The sequence below is a fragment of the Bradyrhizobium sp. genome (genome assembly GCF_035484855.1).
Classification (GTDB): Bacteria; Pseudomonadota; Alphaproteobacteria; order Rhizobiales; family Xanthobacteraceae; genus Bradyrhizobium.
Map to the genome: position 1 here is coordinate 1 of NZ_DATHOP010000051.1, position 25316 is coordinate 25316.

General features: G+C 63.2%; 19 protein-coding genes and 1 pseudogene. 12 read left to right on the plus strand and 8 right to left on the minus strand.

Features of this window, described 5'->3' with window-relative positions; all coding sequences use genetic code 11:
• A pseudogene (locus VK804_RS06210) lies at positions 1–199 on the plus strand (hypothetical protein); the annotation flags it as partial.
• A 133-nt stretch (positions 200–332) separates the two neighbouring features.
• On the opposite strand, the gene glpK reads toward VK804_RS06210, so the two are convergent.
• The 6 genes from glpK to VK804_RS06240 form a co-directional block, all read right to left on the minus strand.
• Complete coding sequence (gene glpK, locus VK804_RS06215; protein ID WP_325368940.1) at positions 333–1838, minus strand: glycerol kinase GlpK; 1506 nt, start codon at positions 1836–1838, stop codon at positions 333–335.
• Between the two features lie 254 nt (positions 1839–2092).
• The gene (locus VK804_RS06220) at positions 2093–2866 is read right to left on the minus strand and encodes an SDR family oxidoreductase (RefSeq protein WP_325368942.1); all 774 of its coding nucleotides are present in this window, start codon (positions 2864–2866) and stop codon (positions 2093–2095) included.
• Between the two features lie 163 nt (positions 2867–3029).
• On the minus strand, positions 3030–4172 hold the full coding sequence (gene pimD, locus VK804_RS06225; protein ID WP_325368945.1) for a pimeloyl-CoA dehydrogenase small subunit: 1143 nt from the start codon (positions 4170–4172) through the stop codon (positions 3030–3032).
• A 229-nt stretch (positions 4173–4401) separates the two neighbouring features.
• Entirely contained in the window at positions 4402–5592 is a 1191-nt protein-coding gene (pimC, locus tag VK804_RS06230; RefSeq protein WP_325368947.1) for a pimeloyl-CoA dehydrogenase large subunit, read from the minus strand.
• A gap of 174 nt (positions 5593–5766) precedes the next feature.
• Entirely contained in the window at positions 5767–7452 is a 1686-nt protein-coding gene (gene pimA / locus VK804_RS06235) for a dicarboxylate--CoA ligase PimA (RefSeq protein ID WP_325368949.1), read from the minus strand.
• 112 nt (positions 7453–7564) lie between these two features.
• Positions 7565–9661, minus strand: a complete 2097-nt coding sequence (locus tag VK804_RS06240; protein ID WP_325368951.1) for a 3-hydroxyacyl-CoA dehydrogenase NAD-binding domain-containing protein — start codon at positions 9659–9661, stop codon at positions 7565–7567.
• A 178-nt stretch (positions 9662–9839) separates the two neighbouring features.
• Here VK804_RS06240 and VK804_RS06245 point away from each other — a divergent pair, with 178 nt between their 5' ends.
• From VK804_RS06245 to VK804_RS06270, 6 genes are all read left to right on the plus strand, one after another.
• Positions 9840–10733, plus strand: coding sequence for an IclR family transcriptional regulator (locus tag VK804_RS06245; protein ID WP_325369096.1), 894 nt, complete (start codon positions 9840–9842; stop codon positions 10731–10733).
• 75 nt (positions 10734–10808) lie between these two features.
• On the plus strand, positions 10809–11630 hold the full coding sequence (locus VK804_RS06250; RefSeq protein WP_325368953.1) for an ABC transporter ATP-binding protein: 822 nt from the start codon (positions 10809–10811) through the stop codon (positions 11628–11630).
• Positions 11627–12340, plus strand: coding sequence for an ABC transporter ATP-binding protein (locus VK804_RS06255; RefSeq protein WP_325368955.1), 714 nt, complete (start codon positions 11627–11629; stop codon positions 12338–12340). Before VK804_RS06250 ends, VK804_RS06255 begins: the two co-directional genes overlap by 4 nt.
• Before the next feature lie 11 nt (positions 12341–12351).
• Positions 12352–13230 (plus strand): branched-chain amino acid ABC transporter permease, encoded by an 879-nt coding sequence (locus VK804_RS06260; RefSeq protein ID WP_325368957.1) that lies wholly within the window; start codon positions 12352–12354, stop codon positions 13228–13230.
• A gap of 2 nt (positions 13231–13232) precedes the next feature.
• A complete protein-coding gene (locus tag VK804_RS06265; RefSeq protein WP_325368959.1) occupies positions 13233–14255 on the plus strand; it encodes a branched-chain amino acid ABC transporter permease in 1023 nt (340 codons plus the stop codon).
• A gap of 19 nt (positions 14256–14274) precedes the next feature.
• The gene (locus VK804_RS06270) at positions 14275–15504 is read left to right on the plus strand and encodes an ABC transporter substrate-binding protein (protein WP_325368961.1); all 1230 of its coding nucleotides are present in this window, start codon (positions 14275–14277) and stop codon (positions 15502–15504) included.
• Positions 15505–15665: 161 nt separating this feature from the next.
• Here VK804_RS06270 and VK804_RS06275 read toward each other — a convergent pair whose 3' ends face one another.
• Entirely contained in the window at positions 15666–16658 is a 993-nt protein-coding gene (locus VK804_RS06275) for an ABC transporter substrate-binding protein (protein WP_325368963.1), read from the minus strand.
• Positions 16659–17036: 378 nt separating this feature from the next.
• Here VK804_RS06275 and VK804_RS06280 point away from each other — a divergent pair, with 378 nt between their 5' ends.
• The 4 genes from VK804_RS06280 (at position 17037) to VK804_RS06295 (ending at position 23443) form a co-directional block, all read left to right on the plus strand.
• On the plus strand, positions 17037–18266 hold the full coding sequence (locus VK804_RS06280) for an ABC transporter substrate-binding protein (RefSeq protein ID WP_325368965.1): 1230 nt from the start codon (positions 17037–17039) through the stop codon (positions 18264–18266).
• A gap of 167 nt (positions 18267–18433) precedes the next feature.
• Positions 18434–19660, plus strand: a complete 1227-nt coding sequence (locus VK804_RS06285; RefSeq protein ID WP_325368967.1) for an ABC transporter substrate-binding protein — start codon at positions 18434–18436, stop codon at positions 19658–19660.
• Between the two features lie 128 nt (positions 19661–19788).
• The gene (locus VK804_RS06290) at positions 19789–21078 is read left to right on the plus strand and encodes a glycerate kinase type-2 family protein (protein ID WP_325368969.1); all 1290 of its coding nucleotides are present in this window, start codon (positions 19789–19791) and stop codon (positions 21076–21078) included.
• 211 nt (positions 21079–21289) lie between these two features.
• The gene (locus VK804_RS06295) at positions 21290–23443 is read left to right on the plus strand and encodes an EAL domain-containing protein (RefSeq protein ID WP_325368971.1); all 2154 of its coding nucleotides are present in this window, start codon (positions 21290–21292) and stop codon (positions 23441–23443) included.
• 89 nt (positions 23444–23532) lie between these two features.
• Here VK804_RS06295 and VK804_RS06300 read toward each other — a convergent pair whose 3' ends face one another.
• Complete coding sequence (locus VK804_RS06300) at positions 23533–24081, minus strand: MarR family transcriptional regulator (protein WP_325368973.1); 549 nt, start codon at positions 24079–24081, stop codon at positions 23533–23535.
• A 193-nt stretch (positions 24082–24274) separates the two neighbouring features.
• Here VK804_RS06300 and VK804_RS06305 point away from each other — a divergent pair, with 193 nt between their 5' ends.
• The gene (locus tag VK804_RS06305; RefSeq protein WP_325368975.1) at positions 24275–25315 is read left to right on the plus strand and encodes a branched-chain amino acid ABC transporter permease; all 1041 of its coding nucleotides are present in this window, start codon (positions 24275–24277) and stop codon (positions 25313–25315) included.
• Position 25316: the final 1 nt, after the last annotated feature.

Genomic DNA, 25316 nt, shown 5'->3' on the forward strand with positions numbered 1-25316 from the left:
CGGCGGCGAGATCGACGTTCTCGATCCGGGCGGATACGGCCCCGTCACCATCACGAAGTCGATTACCATCGACGGGAAGGGAATGGCCTCCATTCTGGCGTCAGGAACCAACGGTATTACCGTCAACGCCGGATCAACCGATGTCGTCATCCTGCGCAACCTCAGCATCAGCGGCGCGGCCGCCACGCCTGGGCGCTAACGGTGTCAACATTCTTGCCGGATTGAGTGTTAATATCGAGAATTGCGAGATCTTCGACTTTTCGAGCATTGGAATTGTCGACACGCGCTGGCACCGCGGTAAAAACGAGGATTGTGATCGCTAATTAGCCGGACTACCCCTCCCCCTCATCGCTCGCCAACAGCCCCTTCACCGCGCGCGCCCATCCCGCAAGCTTCCGCTCCCTTGTCGCCGCAGACATTGCCGGCTTGAAGCGATGCTCCAGCCGCCAGTTGTCGGCGAATTTCGCGGGCTCGGGATAGACGCCCGCTGACAGCCCGGCGAGATAGGCGGCGCCGAGCGCGGTGGTTTCCCGGATCATCGGGCGGTCGACCGGCGCGTCCAAAAGATCGGCGAGACGCTGCATGGTCCAGTCCGACACCGCCATGCCGCCGTCGACGCGCAGCACGACATTGGCGGCGTTGGCGTCGGGCCAGTCGGCGCGCATCGCGGCCCAGAGATCAAAAGTCTGGTAGCAGACGCTTTCCAGCGCGGCATGCGCGAGTTCGGCGGGGCCGGTGTTGCGGGTCAGCCCGAACAGCGCGCCGCGCACGCGCGGATTCCAGTACGGCGCGCCGAGGCCGACAAAGGCCGGCACCAGATAGACCGATTGCGTGGCATCGGATTTCTCGGTGAGTTCGTCCGATTCATGGGCGGTCTTGATGATGCCCAGCCCGTCGCGCAGCCACTGCACCGCCGAGCCCGCGACGAAGATCGAACCTTCGAGCGCGTAGGTGCGCTGGCCCTTCAATTGGTAGGCGATGGTGGTCAGGAGCTTGTTGTTCGAGGCCACCGGCGTCGCGCCCGTATTGAGCAGCGCAAAGCAGCCGGTGCCGTAGGTCGACTTGATCATGCCCGGCGAAAAGCAGGCTTGTCCAATGGTGGCGGCCTGCTGGTCGCCGGCGATGCCCGAGATCGCGATGGCGCCGCCGAACAGCTCACTGATGCTTTCGCCGAAGGCGTGCGAGGAATCCTTCACCTCCGGGAGCATCGAGCGCGGCACGCGCAAGATTTTCAGGAGATCGTCGTCCCATTCACCAGAGTGGATGTTGAACAGCAGCGTGCGCGAGGCGTTGGTGGCATCGGTCGCATGCACCTTGCCGCCGGTCAGCCGCCACAGCAGATAGCAATCGACGGTGCCGAACAGCAACTCGCCGCGATCGGCGCGCTCGCGCGCGCCGGGAACGTGGTCGAGGATCCAGGCGACTTTCGTTCCGGAGAAATAGGGATCGATGATCAGGCCGGTTTTTTGCGAGATCGCCGGCTCGTGGCCTTCGGCCTTGAGTCTCGCGCAGATGTCGGCGGTGCGGCGATCCTGCCAGACGATGGCGCGGTGGACGGCCTTAGCCGTCGCGCGGTCCCACACCACGGTGGTCTCGCGCTGGTTGGTGATGCCGATCGCGGCGATGTCCTTGGCCGCGAGATTCGCTTTCTTCAGCGCGTCGCGGCAGGTTGCGATGGTCGAGGTCCAGATGTCCTCCGGCTCGTGCTCGACCCAGCCCGAAGCCGGAAAATGCTGTGGGAATTCAGCTTGCGCGGTCGCCGCGATCGAGATGTCGGAGCGAAACACAATGGCGCGCGAGGATGTGGTGCCCTGATCGATGGCCAGCACAAAGGACATGGTGTTGCTTCCCCCGGATGTTTGTTGTGCGGGTTTGCGCAGAGGCAAGCGGATTGGGGCGTGAAGGTCAATATCGCCGGTGCCTGCGCTCCCTCTCCCGCTCTTCGCGGGGGAGGGCTGGGGTGGGGGCTCTCTCGGCATCGGGACTCGCTGAGAGAGCCCCCACCCGCCTCGCGGAGTTTATCATCGGGCGGCGCTTCGCGCCGACCCGTTGGCTCGGCACCCTCCCCCGCGAAGTGCGGGAGAGGGTTTGACTACGCCGACGCGGTGGTGACGCCGCCGTCGACGACGATGGTTTGGCCGGTCATGAAGCTTGCGGCATCCGAGGCGAGATAGGCGACCGCGCCCGCGATTTCGTCGGGCTCGCCGATGCGGCGCAAGGGCGTGGTGGCGCAGCGGCGTTTCAGGCGTTCTTCGTCTTCCCAGAGCGCGCGGGCGAAATCGGTCTTGACCAGGCCCGGCGCCACGCAATTGACGCGCACGCCCTTCGGGCCCCATTCGCCGGCGAGGCTGCGGCACAGCGCGAAGTCGGCGGCTTTCGAAATGCCGTAGGCGCCGATCACGGTCGAGCCACGAAGGCCGCCGATCGAGGAGATGATGACGACCGAGCCGCTGCCGCGCTCGGCCATTTGCGGGATTGCGAGGGCGCAGAGCCAGATGTTGCTCTTGACATTAGAGCTCATGATCTTGTCGAAGGCCTCGTCCTTGATGTCGAGCAGCGGGCCGTAATAGGGATTGACCGCCGCGTTGCAGACCAGGATGTCGATCCTGCCGTAATGCTTGGTGGCGCCCGCGATCAGCGCCTCGACTTCGTCGCGGCGCGAGATGTTGCAGGCGATGACATGGGCATCGCCGCCCGATTTGTTGATGCCATCGGCGACCTCCTTGCAGGCATCCGCCTTGCGGCTGGAGATCACGACCTTGGCGCCGAGTTTCGCCAGCAGTTCGGCCGAGGAGCGGCCGATGCCGCGGCTCGAACCGGTGATGACGGCGACTTTGCCGGTGAGATCGAACGGGGTGGATTTCATTTCGAGTTTCTCCGCAAGTGACGCCGTCATCCTGAGGTGCGAGCCTCGCGGTGCACTTGCACCGCTGGGCGAGCCTCGAAGGATGGGCAGATAGTTCGGTGCCAGCCCCCACCCTTCGAGGCCGTCGCAAAGCGCGACGGCACCTCAGGGTGACGGTTTTCTCTTACACCAGCCCGCCTGAATTGGTGACGCGGCGAAGGTGGTAGTCGGTGTCGCCAAAAGTGTTCTCGATCATGGTCAGGCGCTTGAAGTAGTGGCCGATCTTCGCTTCCTGGGTCATGCCGATGCCGCCATGGAGCTGGATCGACTGCTGGCCGACGAATTTTGCCGACTTGCCGATCTGCACTTTCGCCGCCGCCACCGCGGTGGCGCGCTCCTTGGCATCGTCGAAATCGCTCGCCATGGTCGCGAACATCGACATGGACCGCGCCTGCTCGACGGCGACGAACATGTCGGCGGCGCGATGCTGCAGGGTCTGGAAGCTGCCGATCGGCACGCCGAACTGGGTGCGGGTCTTCAGATACTCCACCGTGGTTTTCAGCGATTCATCCATCGCGCCGACGGCCTCCGCGCACATCGCGGTGCGGGCGTCGTCGACCACGCGCTCGATCAGCGGCAAGCCGCCTTCGGGATCGCCGATGACAGCGTCGGCGCCGACCTCGACGCCGGTGAAGGAAATGTCGGCGGCATGCAGGCCGTCCTGGGTCGGATAGCCCTTCTTCGCGACGCCCTTGGCACTGGCCGGCACCAGGAACACGCCGATGCCGGCGGCGTCGCGCTGGCCGCCCTTGGTGCGCGCGGTGACGATCAGCATGTCGGCGGTCTCGCCGTTGAGGACCACGAATTTCTCGCCGTCGATCACCCAGCCGTCGCCCTTCTTCTTCGCTGACGTCGAGACGTCGGACAAATCGTAGCGCGAATTCTTCTCGAGCTGCGCGAAGGCAAAGGTCCTGCTGCCGTCGATGATCGCCGGGATATGTTCAGCCTTCTGCGCGGCCGAGCCGCCACGGCGCAGGAAACCGCCGCCGATCACGACTGTCGCCAGATACGGCTCCAGCACCAGCGCCTTGCCGAGCGCCTCCATCACGATCATGGTCTCGACCGCCCCCGCGCCGAAGCCGCCATCGTCCTCGGAGAACGGCAGCCCGAGCAGGCCCTGCTCGGCCAGCTTGCCCCAGACGGCTTTGCTCCAGCCGCCCTTCTCCTTCATGTACTTCTTGCGCGCCTCGAAGTCGTAGGAATCCCCCAACAGGCCGTCGACGCTTTCCTTGAGAAGCCGCTGCTCCTCGGACAAATCAAAATCCATGTTCTCTGCTTTCTCCGAATAACGAATTTAGTTCGTCATGCCCGGGCTTGACCCGGGCATCCACGTCTCACTTCCTCCGCGTCAAGACGTGGATGGCCGGGTCAAGCCCGGCCATGACGACTGAGCAGTGGCCACATCTTGATTGTTGTCATTCCGGGACACGCGCCTTCGCGTGGGCCCGGAATCCCGAGATTCCGGGTTCGCGCTTTCGCGCGCCCCGGAATGACGGCTAGAGCCCCAGCACCGCCTTGGTGATGATGTTGCGCTGGATCTCGTTGGAGCCGCCGTAGATCGAAACCTTGCGGTTGTTGAAATAGCTCGGCGCGATCTGCGCGGTCCAGTCCATCGCCTCGTTGGAGCCGTCGTCGCCATGCTCGTCGAAGGGCGCGGCGAACGGGCCGATCACTTCCATCAAAAGCTCGGTCGTGGCCTGCTGGATTTCCGAGCCTTTTATCTTGAGCACGGATGAAGCCGGATTGGGCTTGCCCTTGCCGTGCTTGCCCTCGTCGGCGACGACGCGCAACTGTGTGAGTTCCAGCGCCTTCAGGTCGATCTCGACCTCGGCGAGCTTTTCGCGGAATTTCAAATCCTCGATCACGGGCTTGCCGCCGGACTCGACCTTCGAGGCCAATTCCTTGATGCGGCGGATGCGCTCCTTGGAAACGCCGACCCGGGCGATCCCGGTACGCTCGTTGCCGAGCAGGAATTTGGCATAGTCCCAGCCCTTGTTCTCCTCGCCGACCAGGTTTTCCAGCGGCACCTTGACGTCGTCGAAGAATACTTCGTTGACCTCATAGCCGCCGTCGATGGTCTGGATCGGCCGCACCGTGATGCCCTTGGTCTTCATGTCGATCAGGATGAAGGAAATGCCCGACTGCTTCTTCGCCGAGGGGTCGGTGCGGCACAGGCAGAAGATCCAGTCGGCGTGCTGCGCCAGCGTGGTCCAGGTCTTCTGGCCGTTGACGACGTAGTGGTCGCCCTTGCGCTCGGCCTTGGTTTTCAGCGAAGCGAGATCGGAGCCGGAGCCGGGCTCCGAAAAGCCCTGGCACCACCAATCCTCGACATTGGCGATGCGCGGCAGATAATGCTTCTTCTGCTGCTCGTTGCCGAAGGTGTAGATCACCGGGCCGACCATGCTGACGCCGAAGGCGAGCGGCGACGGCGCCGGCGCCATCTGCAACTCCTCGTTAAAGATGTAATGCTGTACCGAGGTCCACCCGGTGCCGCCATATTCCTTCGGCCAGTGCGACACGCCCCAGCCTTTCCTGTTGAGGATGCGCCACCAGTCGATCATCTCCTGCTTCGACAGGTGCCGGCCTTCCTGCAGTTTCTGCCGGGTTGCGGGCGGCACATTGTCCCTGAAGAACGCCCGCACCTCGTCGCGAAACGCCAGTTCTTCCTTAGAGAAGCTGAGATCCATCGGATCCTCCTGTGAGCGGATGAATTAACGCCTTACCTTATCGTTCGTTGTCCCGGCGACGGCCGGGACCCATAACCACCGATGCTTGTTGTCGCAAAGGCCATCGGCACCATCTTCCATTACGAGCGACACGGCGTATGGGTCCCGGCCTTCGCCGGGACGACGCTGAAAGAGTCACGCGCGGCCTCCCGAGGCGAGTTGCTGCGGTTTAAGCGCGGCGGGCTGCTGATTGCGCAGTTCATGGCGCGAGAGCTTGCCGACTGACGTGCGCGGCAGCTCGTCGACGAATTCCAGCGCCGCCGGGATTTCGTGCTTGCCGAGCTTGCCGGCGAGGAACGTCTTGAGTTCGTCCAGCGAGAACGGCTTTGCGCCGTCACGCAGTTTGACGAAGGCCTTTGCCGCCTCGCCGCGATAGGCGTCGGGAATGCCGATCACGATCACCTCGTGGACGGCGGGATGGGTGTAGATCGCCTGCTCGATCATCTGCGGATAGACATTGAAACCGCCGGAGATGATCATGTCCTTCTTGCGGTCGACCAGATAGAAATAGCGGTCCGCGTCCATGTAGCCGATATCGCCGGTGAGGAAGCGGTCGCCGACAAAGGCGTCGGCGGTTTCCTTTGGCCGGTTCCAGTAGCCTTTGGTCACATTGGGCCCGCGGATGCGGATTTCGCCGACCTCGCCTGATGGCACGATCTTTTTGGGATCATCGAGCGACACCACGTCGAGTTCGATGCCGGGCAGCATCAGCCCGATCGAACCCGGCTTGTCCGGGCCTTCCTGCGGATGCGCGGTGCCGGGCGAGCAGGTCTCGGTCATGCCCCAGCCGCTCTTCAGCTTCATGCCGACCCGGCGCTCCAGGATGTTGGCGACCTCGACCGGCAGCGGTGCGCCGCCGGAGCCGCAGCTCACCAGCGAGGACAGATCGCGCTTGTCGAGATCGGGCAGGCCTGCGATCGCGATCCACATCGTCGGCACGCCGGGAAACGCGGTCGCGCGCTTGACCTCGATGTCGCGCATCACGGCTTCGACGTCGAAGCGCTGGTGCAGCGAGATCAGGTGCCCGCGCCGCAGCGAGCTCAGGAGAACCACTGTCAGCGCAAAAATGTGAAACAGCGGCAGCACGCAGATCACACGCTCGACCGGGTTGCCGCGCTCCGCGCGGGCACGTTTGCCCCAGACGTCGTAAATCGACACCGACGAGGTCAAATTGCCATGGCTCAGCATCGCGCCCTTCGGCAGGCCGGTGGTGCCGCCGGTATATTGCAGCAGCGCCGTGTCATCGGCGGAAATGTCAGGCCACTGCGAAGGCTTCGTCGCCCCGTCGATGAACCGGCGGAAGGTGATGATGGCGGGATTTTTCGGCAGCGGCGTCTGTGGCGTGCCGACCTTGCCCCAGTCGTCGTCCTCGCACACGATCAGGCGATCGAGCAGACCGTGAGCGAGAAATTTCAGCGCGACCGGCAGCAACGCCGACAGGTTGGAGGTGACCAGCACGCGCGCGCCGCTATCGCTGAGCTTGTGCGACAGCGCGATCTCGCCGTCGAGCGGCGACAGATGCACGATGCGCGCGCCTGCCTTGAGCGCGCCGAAGAAATTGACCGGATGATCCGGCGTATTGCCGAGGAACAGCGCGACCGAGTTGTTCTTGCCGTAGCCCGCGCGCAGGAACGAAGCGGCTGCGACCTCGACCATCGCTTCGAGTTCGGCGTAGCTGATCGGGCGGTCGCGGAATTCGATCGCCGGCCGCGCGCCGTAGTCGGCCGCGGCCTGCGACAGCAGGTCGGGCAGCGTTCCCGTCGCGATCGGGTCGTCCCAGTGGACGCCTTCCGGATAGAATTTCTCGCCGGGATGGGTCATGCCCACCGCCTGTCGTCATTCCGGGGCGCGCGGAGCGCGAACCCGGAATCTCGAGATTCCGGGTTCATGCTTCGCATGCCCCGGAATGACGTGGAGAGAGGGCGCGAGCCCATCACGCCGCTTTCGCGGTCTGTGTCAGCGAGGCAAAGGTCTTGCCTTCGGCGGCGAGGCGCTTGAGCAGCGGCGCGGGCTCCAGACGGGGATCGTCGGTCTCCTTCGCGTAGAACGACAGCCGGTCGGCGATGTGCTTCAGGCCCACCTGATCGGCATAGAACATCGGGCCGCCGCGATAGATCGGCCAGCCATAGCCGTAGAGCCAGATCACGTCGATGTCGCTCGGCCGCGCCGCGATGCCCTCTTCGAGAATCCGCGCGCCCTCGTTGATCATCGGATACATCATGCGTTCGAGGATTTCGTCGTCGGAGACGACGCGGCGCTTGCGCCCGAGCCGGGTCAGCGTCTCGTCGATCAGCTTTTCGACGTCGGGATCGGGCAAGGGCGAACGCGAGCCGCCCTCATATTTGTAGTAGCCCTTGCCGGTCTTCTGGCCGAAGCGGCCGGCTTCGCACAGCGCGTCGGCAATTTCCGACTTGATGCCGCGATCTTTCCGCGAGCGCCAGCCGATGTCGAGGCCGGCGAGATCGCCCATCGCGAACGGTCCCATCGGCATGCCGAATTTGGTGACGACGGCGTCGACCTGCTGCGGCAGCGCGCCCTCGAACAAAAGCTTTTCCGCCTGCTTGCCGCGCTGCGACAGCATGCGGTTGCCGACGAAGCCGTCGCAGACGCCGACCACCGCCGGCACCTTGGCGATCTTGCGGGCGACCGCGACCGCGGTGGTCAGCGCGTCCGGCGCGGTCTTGTCGGCGCGGACGATCTCGCACAGCTTCATGACATTGGCCGGCGAGAAGAAGTGCATGCCGAGCACGTCCTGCGGACGTTTTGTGACTTTCGCGATCTCGTCGATGTTGAGATAGGAGGTGTTCGAGGCCAGCACCGCGCCCGGCTTGGCATATTGATCGAGCTTTTCGAACACTTCCTTCTTGATCGCCATGGTCTCGAACACGGCCTCGATCACGAGGTCCGCGTCCTTGACGTTTTCAATGCCGACCACGCCGGTGATCAGCGCCATGCGCTTGGCGGGCGCGTCCGCCGGAATGCCGCCGCGCGCGGCGGTGGCCTCGTAATTCTTCTGCATCACGCCCATGCCGCGCTTGAGCTGCTCCTCGCCGGTCTCGATCAGCGTCACCGGAATACCGGCATTGGCGAACGACATCGCGATGCCGCCGCCCATGGTGCCGGCGCCGATGATGGCGACCCGCTCGACGTTGCGCGGCTTCGTCCCCTCGGGCACGCCGGAGATCTTGGCGGCCTCGCGCTCTGAAAAGAAAGCATAGCGCTGCGCCTTCGACTGGTCGCTCGCGACCAGCTTCAGGAAACCCTCGCGCTCCTTCTTCAGCCCTTCGTCGAACGGCAGGTCGATGGCCGCACCGACCGCGTCGGCTGCCGCGAACGGCGCCTCCAGCCCGCGGGCGCGCTTGGTCATCGCCGCCACCGCATTGGTGAAGATCGAGCGGTCGGCTTTCGCCGCCGCGAGCTTGGAATCGTCGTCGCGCAGTTTGCGCAAGGGTCGCTTCTCCGCCAGCACCTTGCGGGCAAAGGCCTCACCGCCCGCAGCCGGACCCTCGACGATTTCCTCGATCAGGCCGTTCTTCAGCGCTTCCTGAGCGCTGATCGGGTCGCCGCCGACGATCATCTTGACCGCCAATTCGGGTCCGACCGCGCGCGGCAGGCGCTGGGTGCCGCCGGCGCCCGGCAGCAGGCCGAGCTTCACTTCCGGCAGGCCGAGCCGTGCGTCCTTGGTCGCAACCCGGAAATGACAGGCGAGCGCGACCTCGAGCCCGCCACCGAGCGCGGTGCCGTGGATCGCGGCAACGATCGGCTTCGGCGAGTTCTCCATGATGGTCAGCACCTCGTGTAGGCCGGGCGGCTTCGGCGGTTTGCCGAATTCGGTGATGTCGGCGCCGGCGATGAAGGTGCGGCCCGCGCAGGTCAGCACGATCGCCTTCACTTCGGGATCTGATATCGCGGCCTTCATACAGTCCAAAATGCCACCGCGCACCGCGGCGCTCAGCGCGTTCACCGGGGGGCTGTTGACCGTGACAATGGCGATGACGTCATGACGCTCGAGTTTTACGACTTCGCTCACGAGACTCTCCCTGGATACCTTGTTCTTGGTTATGTCGTTCTTGGTTATGTCGTTCTTAGTCGCGTTGTTCTAGGTGGCTGCCGCCTGTTTCGCACTGCGGAATTTAATTCCACATCTTGACAGGGAGGGTTATTTTGAAGCACGTCCCTTGTCAACGAGGTCCGTCCAGCGGCAGGCGATGAAACGTCCAGGCAAGAAAGTGGCGACCGATCGCAGCTTCGTCGTCGCGCTTTCCCGCGGCCTCGATGTGTTGCGCGCATTCCGTCCCAACGACGGGCTTCTGGGCAATCAGGAGATCGCGGCCCGTACCAACCTGCCAAAGCCGACCGTTTCCCGGCTGACCTATACTTTGACTAGGCTCGGCTACCTTACACCCGTTCCGCGGTTCGAGAAATATCAACTGGCGCCCGCGGCCATGGCGCTGGGCTATGCGGCGCTCGCCAATCTCGGCGTTCGGCATTTGTCCGAGCCGTTCCGCGAGGAAGTGATGCGCGAGACCGGCGGCGCGGTCGCGGTCGGCGGCCGCGACCGCACCAGCATGATCTATTTCGGCCAGAGCCGCGGCATGACATTGGGCGTGCAACTGGACGTCGGCTCGCGAATTCCGATTGCAACCACGGCGATGGGGCGCGCCTATGTCTGGGCGCTGCCCGAAGAGGAGCGCGGCAACCTGTTGCGCGAACTGCGCGAATATTACGGCAGCCGCTGGCCGAAGCTGCGCGACGGCATCGAACGCGCCGGCGAGACGGTGGCCAGGCACGGTTTCGCGATTTCGGCGGGCGAGTGGCACGACGACATCGCCGCCGTCGGCGTAGCACTAAAGCTTAATGACGGAACCGGTCCATATGCGTTTAACTGTGGCGCGCCGGCATTCCGCTTCACGGAAGACCGGCTGCGCCACGATATTGGACCTCGCCTCGTGGCGATGGTAAGGAACATCGAAGCCGCACTCGGCGGCGCCGCGCCGCATTCCATGTTCGGCAACGGCGCAAAGCCGCAATCAAAAAAAGAAGAGAGCAGGAAGTTGAGAGCAGGAGGGAAAGTTGCACGTGTGGTCGAGGGGATCAGGTAGGCGTGGTCGGCGCATGGCTTCGCGCGATCATTCCGGCGCAGCGCGTTCGGGCGTAACCGGCTCGGGCGCAGCAAAATGACGCAGGTACAGCTCGCACAGGGACATCAGCCCCGGCTTGCGTCCGGGTTCGCCCCCCTGCTCGCGGTCCGCGAGGTCAGTGTCGTGTTCGGCGGCATCATCGCGCTCAACGGCGTCTCCTTCGACATGCAGCAGGGCCAGATCCTCGGCCTGATCGGCCCGAACGGCGCCGGCAAGACCACGCTGTTCAACTGCCTGTCCCGGCTCTACCAGCCGAGTTCGGGCGACATCCTGATGGAAGGCGAGAGCATCCTGAAGCGCCCGCCGCACCGGATCGCCGAAATCGGCATCGGCCGCACCTTCCAGAACGTCGCGCTGTTTCCCAATCTCTCGGTGCTCGACAACGTCCGGGTCGGCACCCACGCCCGCACCAACTCTGACATCGTCAGCGACTCGCTGAAGCTGCCCTGGGTCCGCCGCGGCGAGGCCGAACTCAACAAGCGCGTCCACGAAATCATCAGCTATCTCGACCTCGACGAGGTCGCCCATGTCACGGTTTCCGGCCTGCCGTTCGGCACCCAGAAGCGCGTCGAATTGGCGCGGGCGCTCGCCGCCGAGCCGAAAATCCTGCTGCTCGACGAGCCCGCCGGCGGCCTCAACCATGAGGAAGTCCATGTGCTCGGCGACCTGATCCGCCGCATCCGCGACGACCGCCATGTCACCGTGCTCCTGGTCGAACATCACATGGGTCTCGTGATGTCGATCGCCGACCACGTGGTGGCGCTGAATTTCGGCCGCAAGCTCGCCGAGGGAACGCCGGCCCAGGTGCAGTCCGATCCCGACGTCATCAAGGCCTATCTCGGGAGCAAGGACCAATGACGGCGATGCTCAATGTACGGGACCTGCGCGCCTATTACGGCCAGGTCCAGGCGCTGCACGGGCTCGAATTCGGTCTCAACGAAGGCAGCATGACCACGCTGCTCGGCGCCAACGGCGCCGGCAAGACCACCACCTTGCGCGCGATCTGCAACATGGTGCGCTCGACCGGCGCGATCGAATTCGAGGGCGCTTCGCTCGCCGGCCGCTCCACCGAAAACATCGTCCGCCTCGGCATCGCGCACGTGCCGCAGGGCCGCGGCACCTTCACCACCATGACGGTCGAGGAAAACCTCCAGCTCGGCGCCATCACCCGCCGGGACAAGGCCGGCGTGGTTTCCGACATCGAGCGCATGTACGATCACTTCCCGGTGCTGAAGGAACGCCACACCCAGCAGGCCGGCACGCTTTCCGGCGGCGAACAGCAGATGCTGGCGGTGGCGCGCGCGCTGATGCTGCGGCCGCGGCTGATGCTGCTGGACGAGCCGTCGTTCGGCCTGGCGCCGCTGATCGTGCGCGACCTGTTCAAGATTCTCGGCAAGATCAATCGCGACGACAAGGTCACCATCCTGGTGGTCGAGCAGAACGCGCAGCTGGCGCTGGAGCTCGCCGACACCGCCTATGTGATCGAGACCGGGCGGATCGTGATGTCGGGCAATGCCGCCGAGATCGCCAACAACGAAGACGTCCGTAAATCCTATCTGGGCTACTGAGGAGCGCGGCGATGGAGCTTTTCACCAATCAAATCCTGGCCGGCATTTCCACCGGCGCGATCTATGCCTGCATGGCGCTCGCCGTGGTCATGATCTACCAGGCCATCGACCATCTCAATTTCGCGCAGGGCGAGATGGCGATGTTCTCGACCTTCATCTCCTGGCAGCTGATGCAGTGGGGCGTCCCCTACTGGGGCGCCTTCATGCTGACGCTGGCAATCTCGTTCGCCGGCGGCATCGCCATCGAGCGGCTGCTGTTCAGGCCGCTGGCGAAAGCGCCGATCCTGACCAACGTCGCCGGTTTCATCGCGCTGTTTGCGATCATCAACAGCGTCGCCGGACTGATCTGGGACTTCACCATCAAGCAATATCCGACCCCCTTCGGCTCGCACCCTTTCCTCGGCAGCCAACTGATCTCGACCCATCAGGCCGGCATGATCGGCGTTACCGTGCTGCTGCTGATCGCGCTGTATTTCTTCTTCCAGTTCACGCGGATCGGGCTCGCCATGCGCGCCGCCGCCGCGCTGCCTGAATCGGCCCGCCTGGTCGGCATCAACACCTCCTGGATGATCGCGCTCGGCTGGGGCATGGCGGCGGCAATCGGCTCGATCGCCGGCATGCTGATCGCGCCGGTGGTGTTCCTGGAGCCGAACATGATGGGCGGCGTCTTGATCTACGGATTTGCCGCCGCCGTGCTCGGCGGGCTGACCAGCCCGTTCGGCGCCGTGATCGGCGGCTTCCTGGTCGGCATCTTCGAAAATCTCGCCGGAACCTATATCCCGGGCGTCGGCAACGAGCTGAAGCTGCCGATCGCACTGGCGCTAATTATCACCGTGTTGGTCGTCAAACCGGCGGGCCTGTTCGGCCGGCCCATCGTGAAGCGAGTTTGATCATGAGCGCCATTCAGGAAATCGTCACCGAAGCGCCCACGGTCGAGGCCGTACCGAAGCGGGCGATGACGCTGGGCACTGGCACCTCGCTGGTGGTGCTCGGACTTCTGGTCGTAGCACCCTTGCTGGTGAAGAACTTCATCATCTTCCAGATGACGATGCTGCTGGTCTATGGCCTCGCGGTGCTGGCGCTGAACATCCTGACCGGCGGCAGCGGGCAATTCTCGCTGGGCCAGAGTGCCTTCTACGCGGTCGGCGCCTATACCACGGCGATCCTGATGGAACATGCCGGGATGAACTACGCGCTGACCTTGCCGATCTCCGGCATCATCTGCTTTGCCTTCGGATTCCTGTTCGGGCAGCCGGCGCTGCGGCTGTCCGGCGTCTACCTGGCGCTGGCCACCTTTGCGCTGGCGACCGCGATGCCGCAGCTCCTGAAACTCGGCTATTTCGAGTACTGGACCGGCGGCGTGCAGGGGCTGGTCGTGGACAAGCCCGACGCGCCGTTCGGCCTGCCGATGTCGCAGGACATGTGGCTGTATTATTTCACGCTGGTGATCGCGCTCGCGATCTACATCTTCTCCGTCAATCTCTTGAAATCGCGTTCCGGGCGCGCCTTCATGGCGATCCGCGACAACGAGATCGCGGCCTCCGCGATGGGCATCGACGTCGCGCTGTACAAGACGCTGGCGTTCGGCGTCTCGGCCGGCATCACCGGCGTCGCCGGCGGCCTGGGGGCGATCGTGGTGCAGTTCGTGGCGCCCGACAGCTATACCATCACGCTGGCGATCCAGCTGTTCCTCGGCATGGTGGTCGGCGGCGTCGGCTGGCTGCCCGGCTCGATCGTCGGCTCAGCCTTCATCATCTTCGTGCCGAACATCGCGGAAGGCATCTCCAAGGGTCTGTCCGGCGCCGTGTTCGGCGTGCTGCTGTTCCTCGTCATCTTCCTGGTGCCGCACGGCGCAAGGCAGGTCGCCATCGTCGCCCACGGGCTGGTCGGCAAATTCAAGAAGAACCTGAACTGACTTAAACCAAGGAGAGACTATGCTTTCTGGACAACAATTACGTATCGCCGCGTTCTCGACGGCGGTCATCGCATTCACAGTCACCTCCGGCGCAGCACTCGCCCAAAAGAAATACGACACCGGTGCCACCGATACCGAGATCAAGATCGGCAACATCATGCCCTATTCGGGTCCTGCGTCCGCCTATGGCGTGATCGGCAAGACCGAACAAGCCTATTTCAACAAGATCAACGCCGAGGGCGGCATCAACGGCCGCAAGATCAACTTCATCTCCTACGATGACGGCTACAGCCCGCCGAAGGCGGTCGAGCAGGCCCGCAAGCTGGTCGAAAGCGACGAGGTGCTGCTGGTGTTCAATCCGCTCGGCACGCCGTCGAACTCGGCGATCCAGAAATACATGAACTCCAAGAAGGTGCCGCAGCTGTTCGTGGCTACCGGCGCCACCAAGTGGAACGATCCGAAGGACTTTCCGTGGACCATGGGCTGGCAGCCCTCCTACCAGAGCGAGGCGCATATCTACGCCAAGTACCTGATGAAGGAGAAGCCGGACGCCAAGATCGCGGTGCTCTACCAGAACGACGATTTCGGCAAGGACTACCTCAAGGGCCTGAAGGACGCGCTCGGGGCCAAGGCGTCGATGATCACGGCCGAGGAAAGCTACGAGACCACGGAGCCGACCATCGACAACCATATCGTCAAGCTGAAGTCCTCCGGCGCCGACGTCTTCATCAGTGTCACCACGCCGAAATTCGCTGCCCAAGCGATCAAGAAGGTTGCCGAGATCGAGTGGAAGCCGCTGCAAATCGTTTCCAACGTGTCGGCCTCGGTCGGCGGCGTCATCAAGCCTGCCGGCTTCGAGAACAGCCAGGGCATCCTGTCGGCGGCCTACGCCAAGGACGGCGCGGATTCGCAGTGGGACAACGATCCCGGCATGAAGAAATTCTATGCGTTCCTGGAGAAGTATTATGCCGACGCCAACAAGCTCGACGGCTCGGTGGTCTACGGCTATGGCGCGGCGCAGACCATGGTCAAGGTGATCCAGATGTGCGGCGACAACCTGACCCGCGAGAACATCATGAAGCAGGCCGCGAATCTTAAGGACTTTACGCCCGACACGCTGTTGCCCGGCGTCAAGATCAACACCTCCGCCACCGACTTCGCCCCGATCGAGCAGCTGCAGATGATGCGGTTCAAGGGCGAGAAGTGGGACCTGTTCGGCGACATTATCTCCGGCGAACTGAGCAACTGAGGCGCTTTGGAGAGGAAGGCCTGCCCCGGACTTGATCCGGGGTGGGGTGCCTGTTGCGTTCGGGGCGTAGCGGACATGGCCGGACTTTCCGCTGACTCGATCCGGTAGCGAATGACCCACAGCGTCATTTTGCCATCGTCAAGTGACGCATTACGAAAGGTCTATTCGACCACCTCGTCGGCGGTAGCAAGTAGCGAGTTCGGCACGGTGATTCCGAGTGCCTTTGCGGTCTTGAGGTTAATGACCAGCTCGAACTTAGTCGGCTGCACAACCGGCAAGTCGACAGGACTCTCTCCCTTGAGAATCCTGCCTGTGTAGATGCCTACTTGGCGATATGTATCGGCAAGTCGGCTTCCATAGCTGATCAATCCGCCGGCTGCGGGAAATTCGCGAAATGCATAAATCGTTGGAATCGTATGACGTGCCGCTAATCCGACTAATTGATCGCGTTGACGGTTGAAAAATGGATTTGAGCCGACAAAGAGGCCGTCGGGCCGATCTGGAGCAATCGTCTCGAAGGCCGCATCCAACTCGCTCACCGTGCCCGCATTCGCAAAACGCAGCTGTAATCCGAGTGTTTTCGACGCCGCCTGCAATGACTCCCTGTCGAGCACAACGACTGGATCGCTTGGATCGAAGAGAGCCATGATTGTGACGGCTTTGGGAATCAGCTCGTGCAGCAGCTCCAGCCGCTTAGCAGCCGAATATGCAAACAAGGTTGCACCCGTGAGATTGCCGCCTGGTCGATTGAAACTCGCAACGAGCCCCTCCTTGACGGGATCGCCTCCGATGGTTGAGACAATCGGAATCGACGACGTCGCCGCTTTGGCTGCCCGTGCCGAAACGTCCCCGCCGCACGTAACGATCACGGCGACCTGACGTTGGACCAACTCGGCTGCCAACGCTGGCAACCGATCAATCTGACCTTCGGCCCAACGGTATTCGATCGCCACGTTCCGCCCTTCAACATAACCCGCCTCACCCAGGCCATCGCGGAACGCCTGCACGAGATGTTCAAATGCGCTCGCCGATGCGCTGTTGAGCAATCCAACCACCGGCAGCGCCGGCTGCTGCGCGCGCGCCGCGAGCGGCCAAGCAACTGCCGTGCCGCCAAGGGCGGATATGAATTGACGCCTTCCAATGCTGATTGCCATTTGACCCGTTCCAGCCCGGTCAAAGGTTAGCATATCACGTCAGGCTGTTCTTTGCGGTGCATGAGTCGCATGTTGGCACATCGCGACATCTCGCCGCGCTGCAAGATTTGGTCGCTATCGGGGCATGGCGGACATCGCGCAAGTCGTACCAAGTGAGCTTGAATTGCGGCTTCGCGCCCTGATGAAAACCGGGGTTCCGATACGCCGATTCGCACGTCCGTGACATAGGCTGTTCGACTAAATAACGCCCCCTGCGACCCCGGTCGCAGGGGGCTTTTTCTTGATGGGCGCAGCCGAAGGGTATTGAATGCGCCACGGAGCCGCCAAGCGCTCCCAATCAAAAAAATCAACACATTCAACCAGACCAAGGAGGTCCAGATGCCTGCTATCCTATTGCGATTGGGGGCCATTTCGGCTGCCCTCGCGATAACAGCCCTGTCCAGCACGAACGCATTGGCGCAAAAGAAATACGACGTCGGTGCCACCGACACCGAAATCAAGATCGGCAATATCATGCCCTATTCGGGCCCTGCTTCCGCCTATGGGGTGATCGGCAAGACCGAACAGGCCTACTTCAACAAGATCAACGCCGAAGGCGGCATCAACGGCCGCAAGATCAATTTCATCTCTTACGACGACGGCTACAGCCCGCCCAAGACGGTCGAGCAGGCGCGCAAGCTGGTGGAGAGCGACGAGGTGCTGTTCATCTTCAATTCGCTGGGCACGCCGCCGAACTCGGCGATCCAGAAATACATGAATGCCAAGAAGGTGCCGCAGCTGTTCGTCGCCACCGGCGCCACCAAGTGGAACGACCCGCAGAATTTCCCCTGGACCATGGGCTGGCAGCCCAACTACCAGAGCGAATCCCGCATCTACGCGAAATACATTCTCAAGAACCTGCCCAACGCCAAGATCGCGATTCTTTATCAGAACGACGATTACGGCAAGGATTACGTCAAGGGCCTGAAGGACGGTCTCGGCGCCAAGGCCGCTTCCATGATCATAGCCGAGGAGAGCTACGAGACCACCGAGCCGACCATCGACTCCCACGTCGTCACGCTGAAATCGAGCGGCGCCGACGTGTTCTACAACGTCACCACGCCGAAATTCGCGGCGCAGGCGATCAAGAAGCTCGCCGAGGTGGAGTGGAAACCGCTGCACTTCCTCAACAACGTCTCGGCCTCGATCGGCAGCGTTATCCAGCCGGCCGGCTTTGACGCCAGCCAGAACATCATCTCGTCGGCCTATTTGAAGGACACCTCGGATCCGCAGTGGAAGAACGATGCCGGCATGAAAGCGTTCGACGAGTTCCTCACCAAGTATTTTCCTGAAGGAAACCGGGTCGATGCTTCCGTGATGTACGGCTACACCGTGGCGCAGGGTCTGGTCTATGTGCTGAAGAACTGCGGCGACAACCTGACCCGCGAGAACATCATGAAGCAGGCGGCCAGCATCAACGGCCTTGAACTCGGCGGCCTGCTGCCGGGCATCAAGGTTCAGACCAGCGCCACCGACTTCGCCCCGATCTCCCAGCTCCAGCTGGAGAAATTCAAGGGCCAGAAGTGGGATCTGTTCGGCGACATCATCTCCGGCGACGTCGGCGGCTGATTTCCCGCCCGGCGGACGGACTGACTACTAAAGAAGCAGCCCCTGCGACCTCATCGCAGGGGCTGCTGCTTGATGGCCGCCGTCAAATGGTATTCAATTCGCCGCTGCGCCGCAATAAAACCAAGAGAAGAGGGCGCATGCACAACAGCCAACACGGGAGATCTGGAATGCCTGTTGCCATCAGCAGAGTAGCGATTGCATCCGCCGCGTTCGTCTTGCTCGCGGCGTCGAGCAATGGCGCGCTCGCCCAAAAGAAATACGATACCGGCGCCACCGATACCGAGATCAAGATCGGCAACATCATGCCGTACAGCGGCCCGGCCTCCGCCTATGGCGTGATCGGCAAGACCGAACAGGCCTATTTCAACAAGATCAACGCCGCAGGCGGCATCAACGGCCGCAAGATCAACTTCATCAGCTATGACGACGGCTACAGCCCGCCGAAGACGGTCGAGCAGGCGCGCAAGCTGGTCGAGAGCGACGAGGTGCTGTTCGTCTTCAATTCGCTGGGAACGCCGCCGAACTCGGCGATTCACAAATACATGAATGCGAAGAAGGTGCCGCAGCTGTTCGTCGCCACCGGCGCCACCAAGTGGAACGATCCGAAGGACTTCCCCTGGACCATGGGCTGGCAGCCGAACTACCAGAGCGAAGCGCGGATTTACGCCAAATACATTCTCAAGGAGAAGCCCGATGCCAAGATCGCCGTGCTCTATCAGAACGACGACTACGGCAAGGACTATCTCAAGGGCCTCAAGGACGGACTCGGAGCCAAGGCCTCGATGATCGTGGCCGAAGAAAGCTACGAGACCACCGAACCGACCATCGACAACCATATCGTCAAGCTGAAAGCCACCGGCGCCGATATCTTCATCGACATCACGACGCCGAAATTTGCGGCGCAGGCCATCAAGAAGGTCGCAGAAATCGAGTGGAAGCCGCTCCACATCCTCAATAACGTTTCGGCCTCGGTCGGCAGCGTCATCAAGCCGGCTGGCTATGAAAACTCGCAGGGCATCATTTCCGCAGCCTACCTGAAGGACGCCTCCGATCCGCAGTGGGACAACGATCCCGGAATGAAGGCGTTCTACGAGTTCATGGCCAAGGATTTTCCGGAAGGCAACAAGCTCGACGGTTCGACCGTGGTCGGTTACGGCGTGTCGCAAACGCTGGTCGAGGTGCTCAAGAACTGCGGCGACGACCTGACTCGCGAGAACGTCATGAAGCAGGCGGCGAACCTCAAGGACTTCCGCACCGAGGTCCTGCTGCCGGGCATCAAGATCAACACCTCTCCGACCGATTTTGCCCCGATCAGCCAGCTGCAGCTGATGAAGTTCAAGGGCGAGAAGTGGGAATTGTTCGGTGACATCATCTCCGGTGACGTCGGCGGCTAGAGGTTCTGGACCGCGTCCAGGACACGGAAGCATTGCAAACCCCCGCAGCTTGGCGTGCGGGGGTTTTCTTTTGCCGGAATCGGATGGATAAGCAGGGGCATGTCCTCGATTTCCATTCCCGTAACACCATGACCGACAGACGCCCTCTGCTGCGCGCGATCTTCGACGCGGCCGTGGCCGCCGCGCATCCCGACGTCGTGCTGGCGGCGCATCTGCAGCCCGTGCCGAAAGGCCGGGTGATCTGCCTTGCCGCCGGCAAGGGCGCCGCCGTGATGGCCGCGGCCGCGGAGCGGCATTATCTCGATACGCTGGAACTCGATCCGGCGCGGCTCTCCGGCATCGCGACCACCCGCCACGGCCACGGCGTGCCGACGCGGCGGATCGAGGTGATCGAGGCGGGCCATCCCGTGCCCGACGAGGCCAGCTTGCGGGCCGCCGAGCAAAGCCTGCGGCTCGCCGGGACCGCCGGCGCCGACGATCTCTTGCTGGTGCTGCTGTCGGGCGGCGGCTCCGCCAACTGGATCGCGCCGGCGGCCGGCGTGTCGTTCGCGCAGAAGCAACATCTGACCCGGGCGCTGTTGCGCTCGGGCGCGCCGATCGGCGAGATGAACATCGTCCGCAAGCATTTGTCGCAAATCAAGGGAGGAAGGCTCGCCCGCGCCGGCCGGCGTGCCGAAATCCTGACGCTGGCGATCTCGGACGTTCCGCATGACAACGCTTCCGCGATCGCCTCCGGGCCGACGGTGCCCGATCCGAGCACGCTTGCGGACGCCCGCGCCATCGTCGCGAAATACGGCCTCAAGGTCGACGACGCGATCAGCCGCGCGCTCGAGAATCCCGACAATGAGAGCTGCAAGCCCGGCGATGCCGCCTTTGCGCGCGCCCGCTTCGAACTGATCGCGCGGCCGCGGGCCTCGCTCGACGCGGCGATCGCAATCGCAAGCGAGGCCGACTACGACATCGTCGATCTCGGCGCCGACATCGAAGGCGAGGCGCGCGACGTCGGCGTCGAGCACGCGCGACTTGCCTTGCAGGCGCGCGCCCAGGGCAGGCGCGTGGCGATCCTGTCGGGCGGCGAGCTCACGGTGACCGTGCGCGGCAATGGGCGCGGCGGCCCCAACCAGGAATACGCGCTGGCGCTGGCCGCTCTGCTCAGGCACACCTCCGGCATTTCCGCGCTGGCGGCCGACACCGACGGCGCCGATGGCGGCGGCGGCAGCGCCGCCGATCCGGCCGGCGCCATGATCGACGCGACCACCTTCGCGATGATGGATTCGCTCGGCCTCGACCCGAAGAACTATCTCGACAACAACAATGCCACGGCGTTCTTCGCGGCCACCGGCGATCTCCTGCTGACGGGTCCGACGCTCACCAATGTCAACGACATCAGGGTGATCCTCGTCGATACGGGAAGATGATCCTCACGCTGAGGACCTCGTCTGCCGCACCCGCGATTGCGCGGCCTGCCGTTCGCGCGAAATCTTAACGCCTTGTTCAGCTAATTCCCGGGAAGTTGACTGAAATACCGGCATCTCGAACAGGCAATTCACCAGCCTTGGCTTCTAATGTAGGGCTCCTCATCGTCGGAGCACCGTGACACCTGCAAGAATTGCGGCGGAGGAACGCCAAATGGTGGATTCGATCGAGCGCACCGCCGATCCGGAGCCAGCTCACCCGGGTCGGCTTCTCGCTGAGGCCATCGACAACATGTCGCTGGGACTGGTGGTCTTCGATGGCCGCTACGAGGTCGTGTTCTGCAACGCGCGGTACATTGAAATTTACGGGCTCTCACCCGAGCAGGTGAAGCCGGGGACCCCCGTCGGCGAACTGATCCGGCGCCGCATGAATTTGGGGATCAAGGTCCGACCGCAACTCGACGATTATTTTCGCGAGTGCGCCGGAAACGCCGGGGTTCCCGCCACCAGCATCCAGGAATTCGCCGACGGCCGGATCATTGCCTGCACCGTTCACCCGATGCCCGGCGGCGGCGGAATGGTCACCCATGAGGACATCACGGCACGGGAGGAAATGAGCGCCCGCCTGCAGCGGCAGCTCGAACTCGGCCAGGAGCAGGAAGAGCGCCTGCGGATTCGAAACCTGCAATTCGATACCGCGATCAACAACATGTCGCAGGGATTGTGCTTCTTCGACGCTTCGCACCGGTTGATCGTCTGCAACGACCGCTACGTCGAAATGTACGACCTCCAGCGCGACCGCATCGGCTCCGGCACCTCGCTGCCCGAAATCGTCGACATGCGCTTTGAGGCCGGCAGCTGTCCGGCCATGACCCGGGAGGAATACCTGCACTGGCGCAGCAACGTCGCCGTGTCCCACGAACCCACCGACAGCATCGTCGAATTGCGAAACGGCAAGACCTTCAAGATCAGGCATCGGCCGATGCCCGACGGCGGCTGGGTTGCCACCCATGAAGACATCACCGAGCAGCGGCGATCCGAGGTCAAGATCGAATACATGGCGCACCACGACGCGCTGACGGGTCTTGCCAATCGCGTATTGCTGAACGAGCGGCTGGAACAGGCGCTGGGCCGCCGAATTCACTGCGAGGAATTGGTCGCGGTTCACCACCTCGATCTCGATCAGTTCAAGGCGGTGAACGACACCTTCGGTCATCCCGCCGGCGACAAGCTGTTGAAGATCGTCGCCGACCGCCTGCGCGGGATCGTCCGCGAGAGCGACACCATCGCGCGGATGGGCGGGGATGAATTCGTCATCGTGCAGGCCCCGATCGCCGATCCCGCCGCGGCCACCTCGCTGGCGCAACGCGCCATTGCGCTGATGAGCGAGCCCTTCGAACTCGACGGCCATCAGGCCGTGATCGGCGCCAGCGTCGGCATCGCGGTGGGGCCCGGCGACGGATTGCGACCCGACCGGCTGCTGCGCAATGCCGACCTCGCGCTGTACCGCGCCAAGGGCGACGGCCGCGGCACCTTCCGCTTTTTCGAGCCCGCGATGGACCTGCAGATGCAGACCCGCCGCATCATGGAACAGGACCTGCGCAAGGCGCTGCACGCCGGCGAGTTCGAACTCTACTACCAGCCGGTGGTGAATCTGGCGAGCCGCGAAATCAGCGGATTCGAGGCCCTGATTCGCTGGAACCATCCGGAGAAAGGCCTGATCTCGCCAGCCAGCTTCATTCCCCTGGCCGAGGAGATCGGATTCATCGTCCCGATCGGGGAGTGGGTGATCCGGCAAGCCTGTGCCACTGCGGCCCGATGGCCGGGCAATCTCAATGTCGCCGTCAATATTTCAGCCGTTCAATTCCGCAGCCCCGGCCTGATGCAGGTCATCGTCGGTGCGCTGGCGGCATCAGGCCTGGCGCCGACGCGGCTGGAAATCGAAATCACCGAGACGGTATTGCTGCAGCAGCGGGAAACCACGCTTGCGGTGTTGCACCAGTTGCGCGCGCTCGGCATCCGGATCGCGATGGACGATTTCGGCACCGGCTATTCCTCGCTGACCTATCTGCAGTGTTTTCCGTTCGACAAGATCAAGATCGACCGTTCCTTCGTCAAGGACATCGCGGAAAACACCGGGTCGCTCAATATCGTCCGCGCGGTTGCGGCGCTCGCCAACGGCCTGGGAATGACGGCCACCGCCGAGGGCGTGGAAACCTCCGAACAGCTCGACAGGATCACGTCGGAGGGCTGCACCGAGATGCAGGGATTCCTGTTCAGCAAGCCGCTGCCCGCCCATGAGATCGAGCGGCTGTTCCTGTCGGAGCGCGACGTGCGGAAGGATCAAGGTCGCATCGCCGCGGCGTGAGGCCCCCGTCATTCCGGGGCGCGCGTCAGCGCGAACCCGGAATCTCGAGATTCCGGGTTCGATGCTTCGCATCGCCCCGGAATGACGAACTAGAACTCCCGCGCGATCTTGGTCAGCATTTCCAATAGCGCGGCGCGGTTGGTGGGGCCTAACAATTCGTTCAGCCGCGCCTCGTGCTTGGCGGCGACGAGTTTTTTCGCCCGCGCCAGCACCGCGCGGCCCTTGTCGGTCAGCATCAGGATGTGGGAACGGCGATCGTTGGCCGAACGGATCCGCGCGCAGAGGTCGCGGCTCTCGAGGCCATCGAGCATCGCCACGAAATTCGGCCGGAGGATGCCGAGCGTATTGGCGATTTCGGTCTGGTTGCGGCCGGGATTGCGGTCGAGCAGCAGCAGCACCGAGAACTGCGCGGGCGTCAGCTGCAGCGGCGCGACACAGCGCAGAAAATCCTCGAAGATCTTCAGTTGCGCGCGCTTGAGCGAATAGCCCAATAGCTCAGACAGTTCGCCGAGCTGCAGCGCGGCGCTTTCGATGGCCGGCTCGGCGGGCTCCTTGCGGGCGGGACGAGATTTTACGGAATCAGGCTTGACGGAATCAGGCTTGGCGGCGTCGGCCATGGCGGTCTTGGAAACAGTCATCGCTCGATGCTCGCAATCTGGGCTAGGCTGCAAGGCGGCCGGGCCGCAACGGCCCGGGCCTTGAGATTATATTTGATAATTGTTATCCACCATATCAAATATCGCCAACCGTTTTCAACTGCCGATATCGCAACCGGCGGCGGCTTCCTGAAAGCGCGCGGCCGCAGCCATGATTTAAGGGGGAGCGCCAGCCTTGAACACGACGATCATGCTGTTCCTGCTTCAGGACGGCATCACCAACGGCGCCATCTATGCGTTGCTCGGGCTTGCGCTGGTGCTGGTGTTCGCCGTGACCCGCGTGATCCTGATTCCGCAGGGCGAGTTCGTCACCTATGGCGCGCTGACCTATGCCTCGCTGTCGTCGGGCCAGATGCCGGGCACGGCAAGGCTCGCATTCGCGATGGGGATCGTGGCGTTCGCTCTCGACCTGTTCGCCGCGCGGGCCTCGTTGCACCCGCGCCTGGTCTCGCGCGCCTTCGCGATCGATATCGGGCTGCCCTCCATCATCCTTGCGCTGACCTTCTGGTTCGCCGGCCATCATCCGCCGATCGCCGTCAGCATCACGCTGTCGCTTCTGATCGTGGCTTCCATCGGCCTGTTTCTCTATCGCATCGCGTTCCAGCCGATCGCACATACCTCGGTGCTGGTGCTGCTGATCGCCTCGGTCGGCTGCCACCTGGCGCTGCAGGGATTTGGGCTGGTATTCTTCGGCGCCGAGGGCCAGCGCGGCCCGACGCTTGCGGATGCAGCCTTCACGGCAGGTCCCTTGCGCTTCACCGGCCAAAGCATCGCGGTCTACGCCATCACGGTCGCCTTCATCATCGGTCTGTGGCTGTTTTTCGGCTTCACGCTCTACGGCAAGGCGCTGCGCGCCACCGCAGTCAACCGCCTCGGCGCGCGTCTTTCCGGCATCCGGACCACGCTGTCGGGCCAGATCGCGTTCGGGCTCGCCTCCGTGATCGGCGCGTTCTCCGGCATCCTGATCGTGCCGATCACGACGCTCTACTACGACACCGGCTTTCTGATCGGCCTGAAAGGTTTTATCGCCGCGATCATCGGCGGGCTCGTCAGCTATCCCTTGACCGCGGTGGCGGCCCTTGTGGTCGGCACGGTGGAGGCGTTCTCCTCGTTCTATGCCAGCAATTTCAAGGAAGTCATCGTCTTCACGCTGATCCTTCCGGTTCTCCTGCTGCGGTCGCTGGCGGCGCCCGCGGTCGAGGAAGAAAAGGATTGAT

Coding starts and splice junctions, on each gene's coding strand:
- VK804_RS06285 (WP_325368967.1), top strand. CDS start 18,434: ATGCCTGTTGCCATCAGCAGAGTAGCGATTGCATCCGCCGCGTTCGTC.
- VK804_RS06260 (WP_325368957.1), top strand. CDS start 12,352: ATGGAGCTTTTCACCAATCAAATCCTGGCCGGCATTTCCACCGGCGCG.
- pimA (WP_325368949.1), bottom strand. CDS start 7,452: ATGACCCATCCCGGCGAGAAATTCTATCCGGAAGGCGTCCACTGGGAC.
- pimD (WP_325368945.1), bottom strand. CDS start 4,172: ATGGATTTTGATTTGTCCGAGGAGCAGCGGCTTCTCAAGGAAAGCGTC.
- VK804_RS06275 (WP_325368963.1), bottom strand. CDS start 16,658: ATGGCAATCAGCATTGGAAGGCGTCAATTCATATCCGCCCTTGGCGGC.
- VK804_RS06270 (WP_325368961.1), top strand. CDS start 14,275: ATGCTTTCTGGACAACAATTACGTATCGCCGCGTTCTCGACGGCGGTC.
- VK804_RS06220 (WP_325368942.1), bottom strand. CDS start 2,866: ATGAAATCCACCCCGTTCGATCTCACCGGCAAAGTCGCCGTCATCACC.
- VK804_RS06280 (WP_325368965.1), top strand. CDS start 17,037: ATGCCTGCTATCCTATTGCGATTGGGGGCCATTTCGGCTGCCCTCGCG.
- pimC (WP_325368947.1), bottom strand. CDS start 5,592: ATGGATCTCAGCTTCTCTAAGGAAGAACTGGCGTTTCGCGACGAGGTG.
- VK804_RS06250 (WP_325368953.1), top strand. CDS start 10,809: ATGACGCAGGTACAGCTCGCACAGGGACATCAGCCCCGGCTTGCGTCC.
- glpK (WP_325368940.1), bottom strand. CDS start 1,838: ATGTCCTTTGTGCTGGCCATCGATCAGGGCACCACATCCTCGCGCGCC.
- VK804_RS06265 (WP_325368959.1), top strand. CDS start 13,233: ATGAGCGCCATTCAGGAAATCGTCACCGAAGCGCCCACGGTCGAGGCC.
- VK804_RS06245 (WP_325369096.1), top strand. CDS start 9,840: ATGAAACGTCCAGGCAAGAAAGTGGCGACCGATCGCAGCTTCGTCGTC.
- VK804_RS06290 (WP_325368969.1), top strand. CDS start 19,789: ATGACCGACAGACGCCCTCTGCTGCGCGCGATCTTCGACGCGGCCGTG.
- VK804_RS06300 (WP_325368973.1), bottom strand. CDS start 24,081: ATGACTGTTTCCAAGACCGCCATGGCCGACGCCGCCAAGCCTGATTCC.
- VK804_RS06255 (WP_325368955.1), top strand. CDS start 11,627: ATGACGGCGATGCTCAATGTACGGGACCTGCGCGCCTATTACGGCCAG.
- VK804_RS06295 (WP_325368971.1), top strand. CDS start 21,290: ATGGTGGATTCGATCGAGCGCACCGCCGATCCGGAGCCAGCTCACCCG.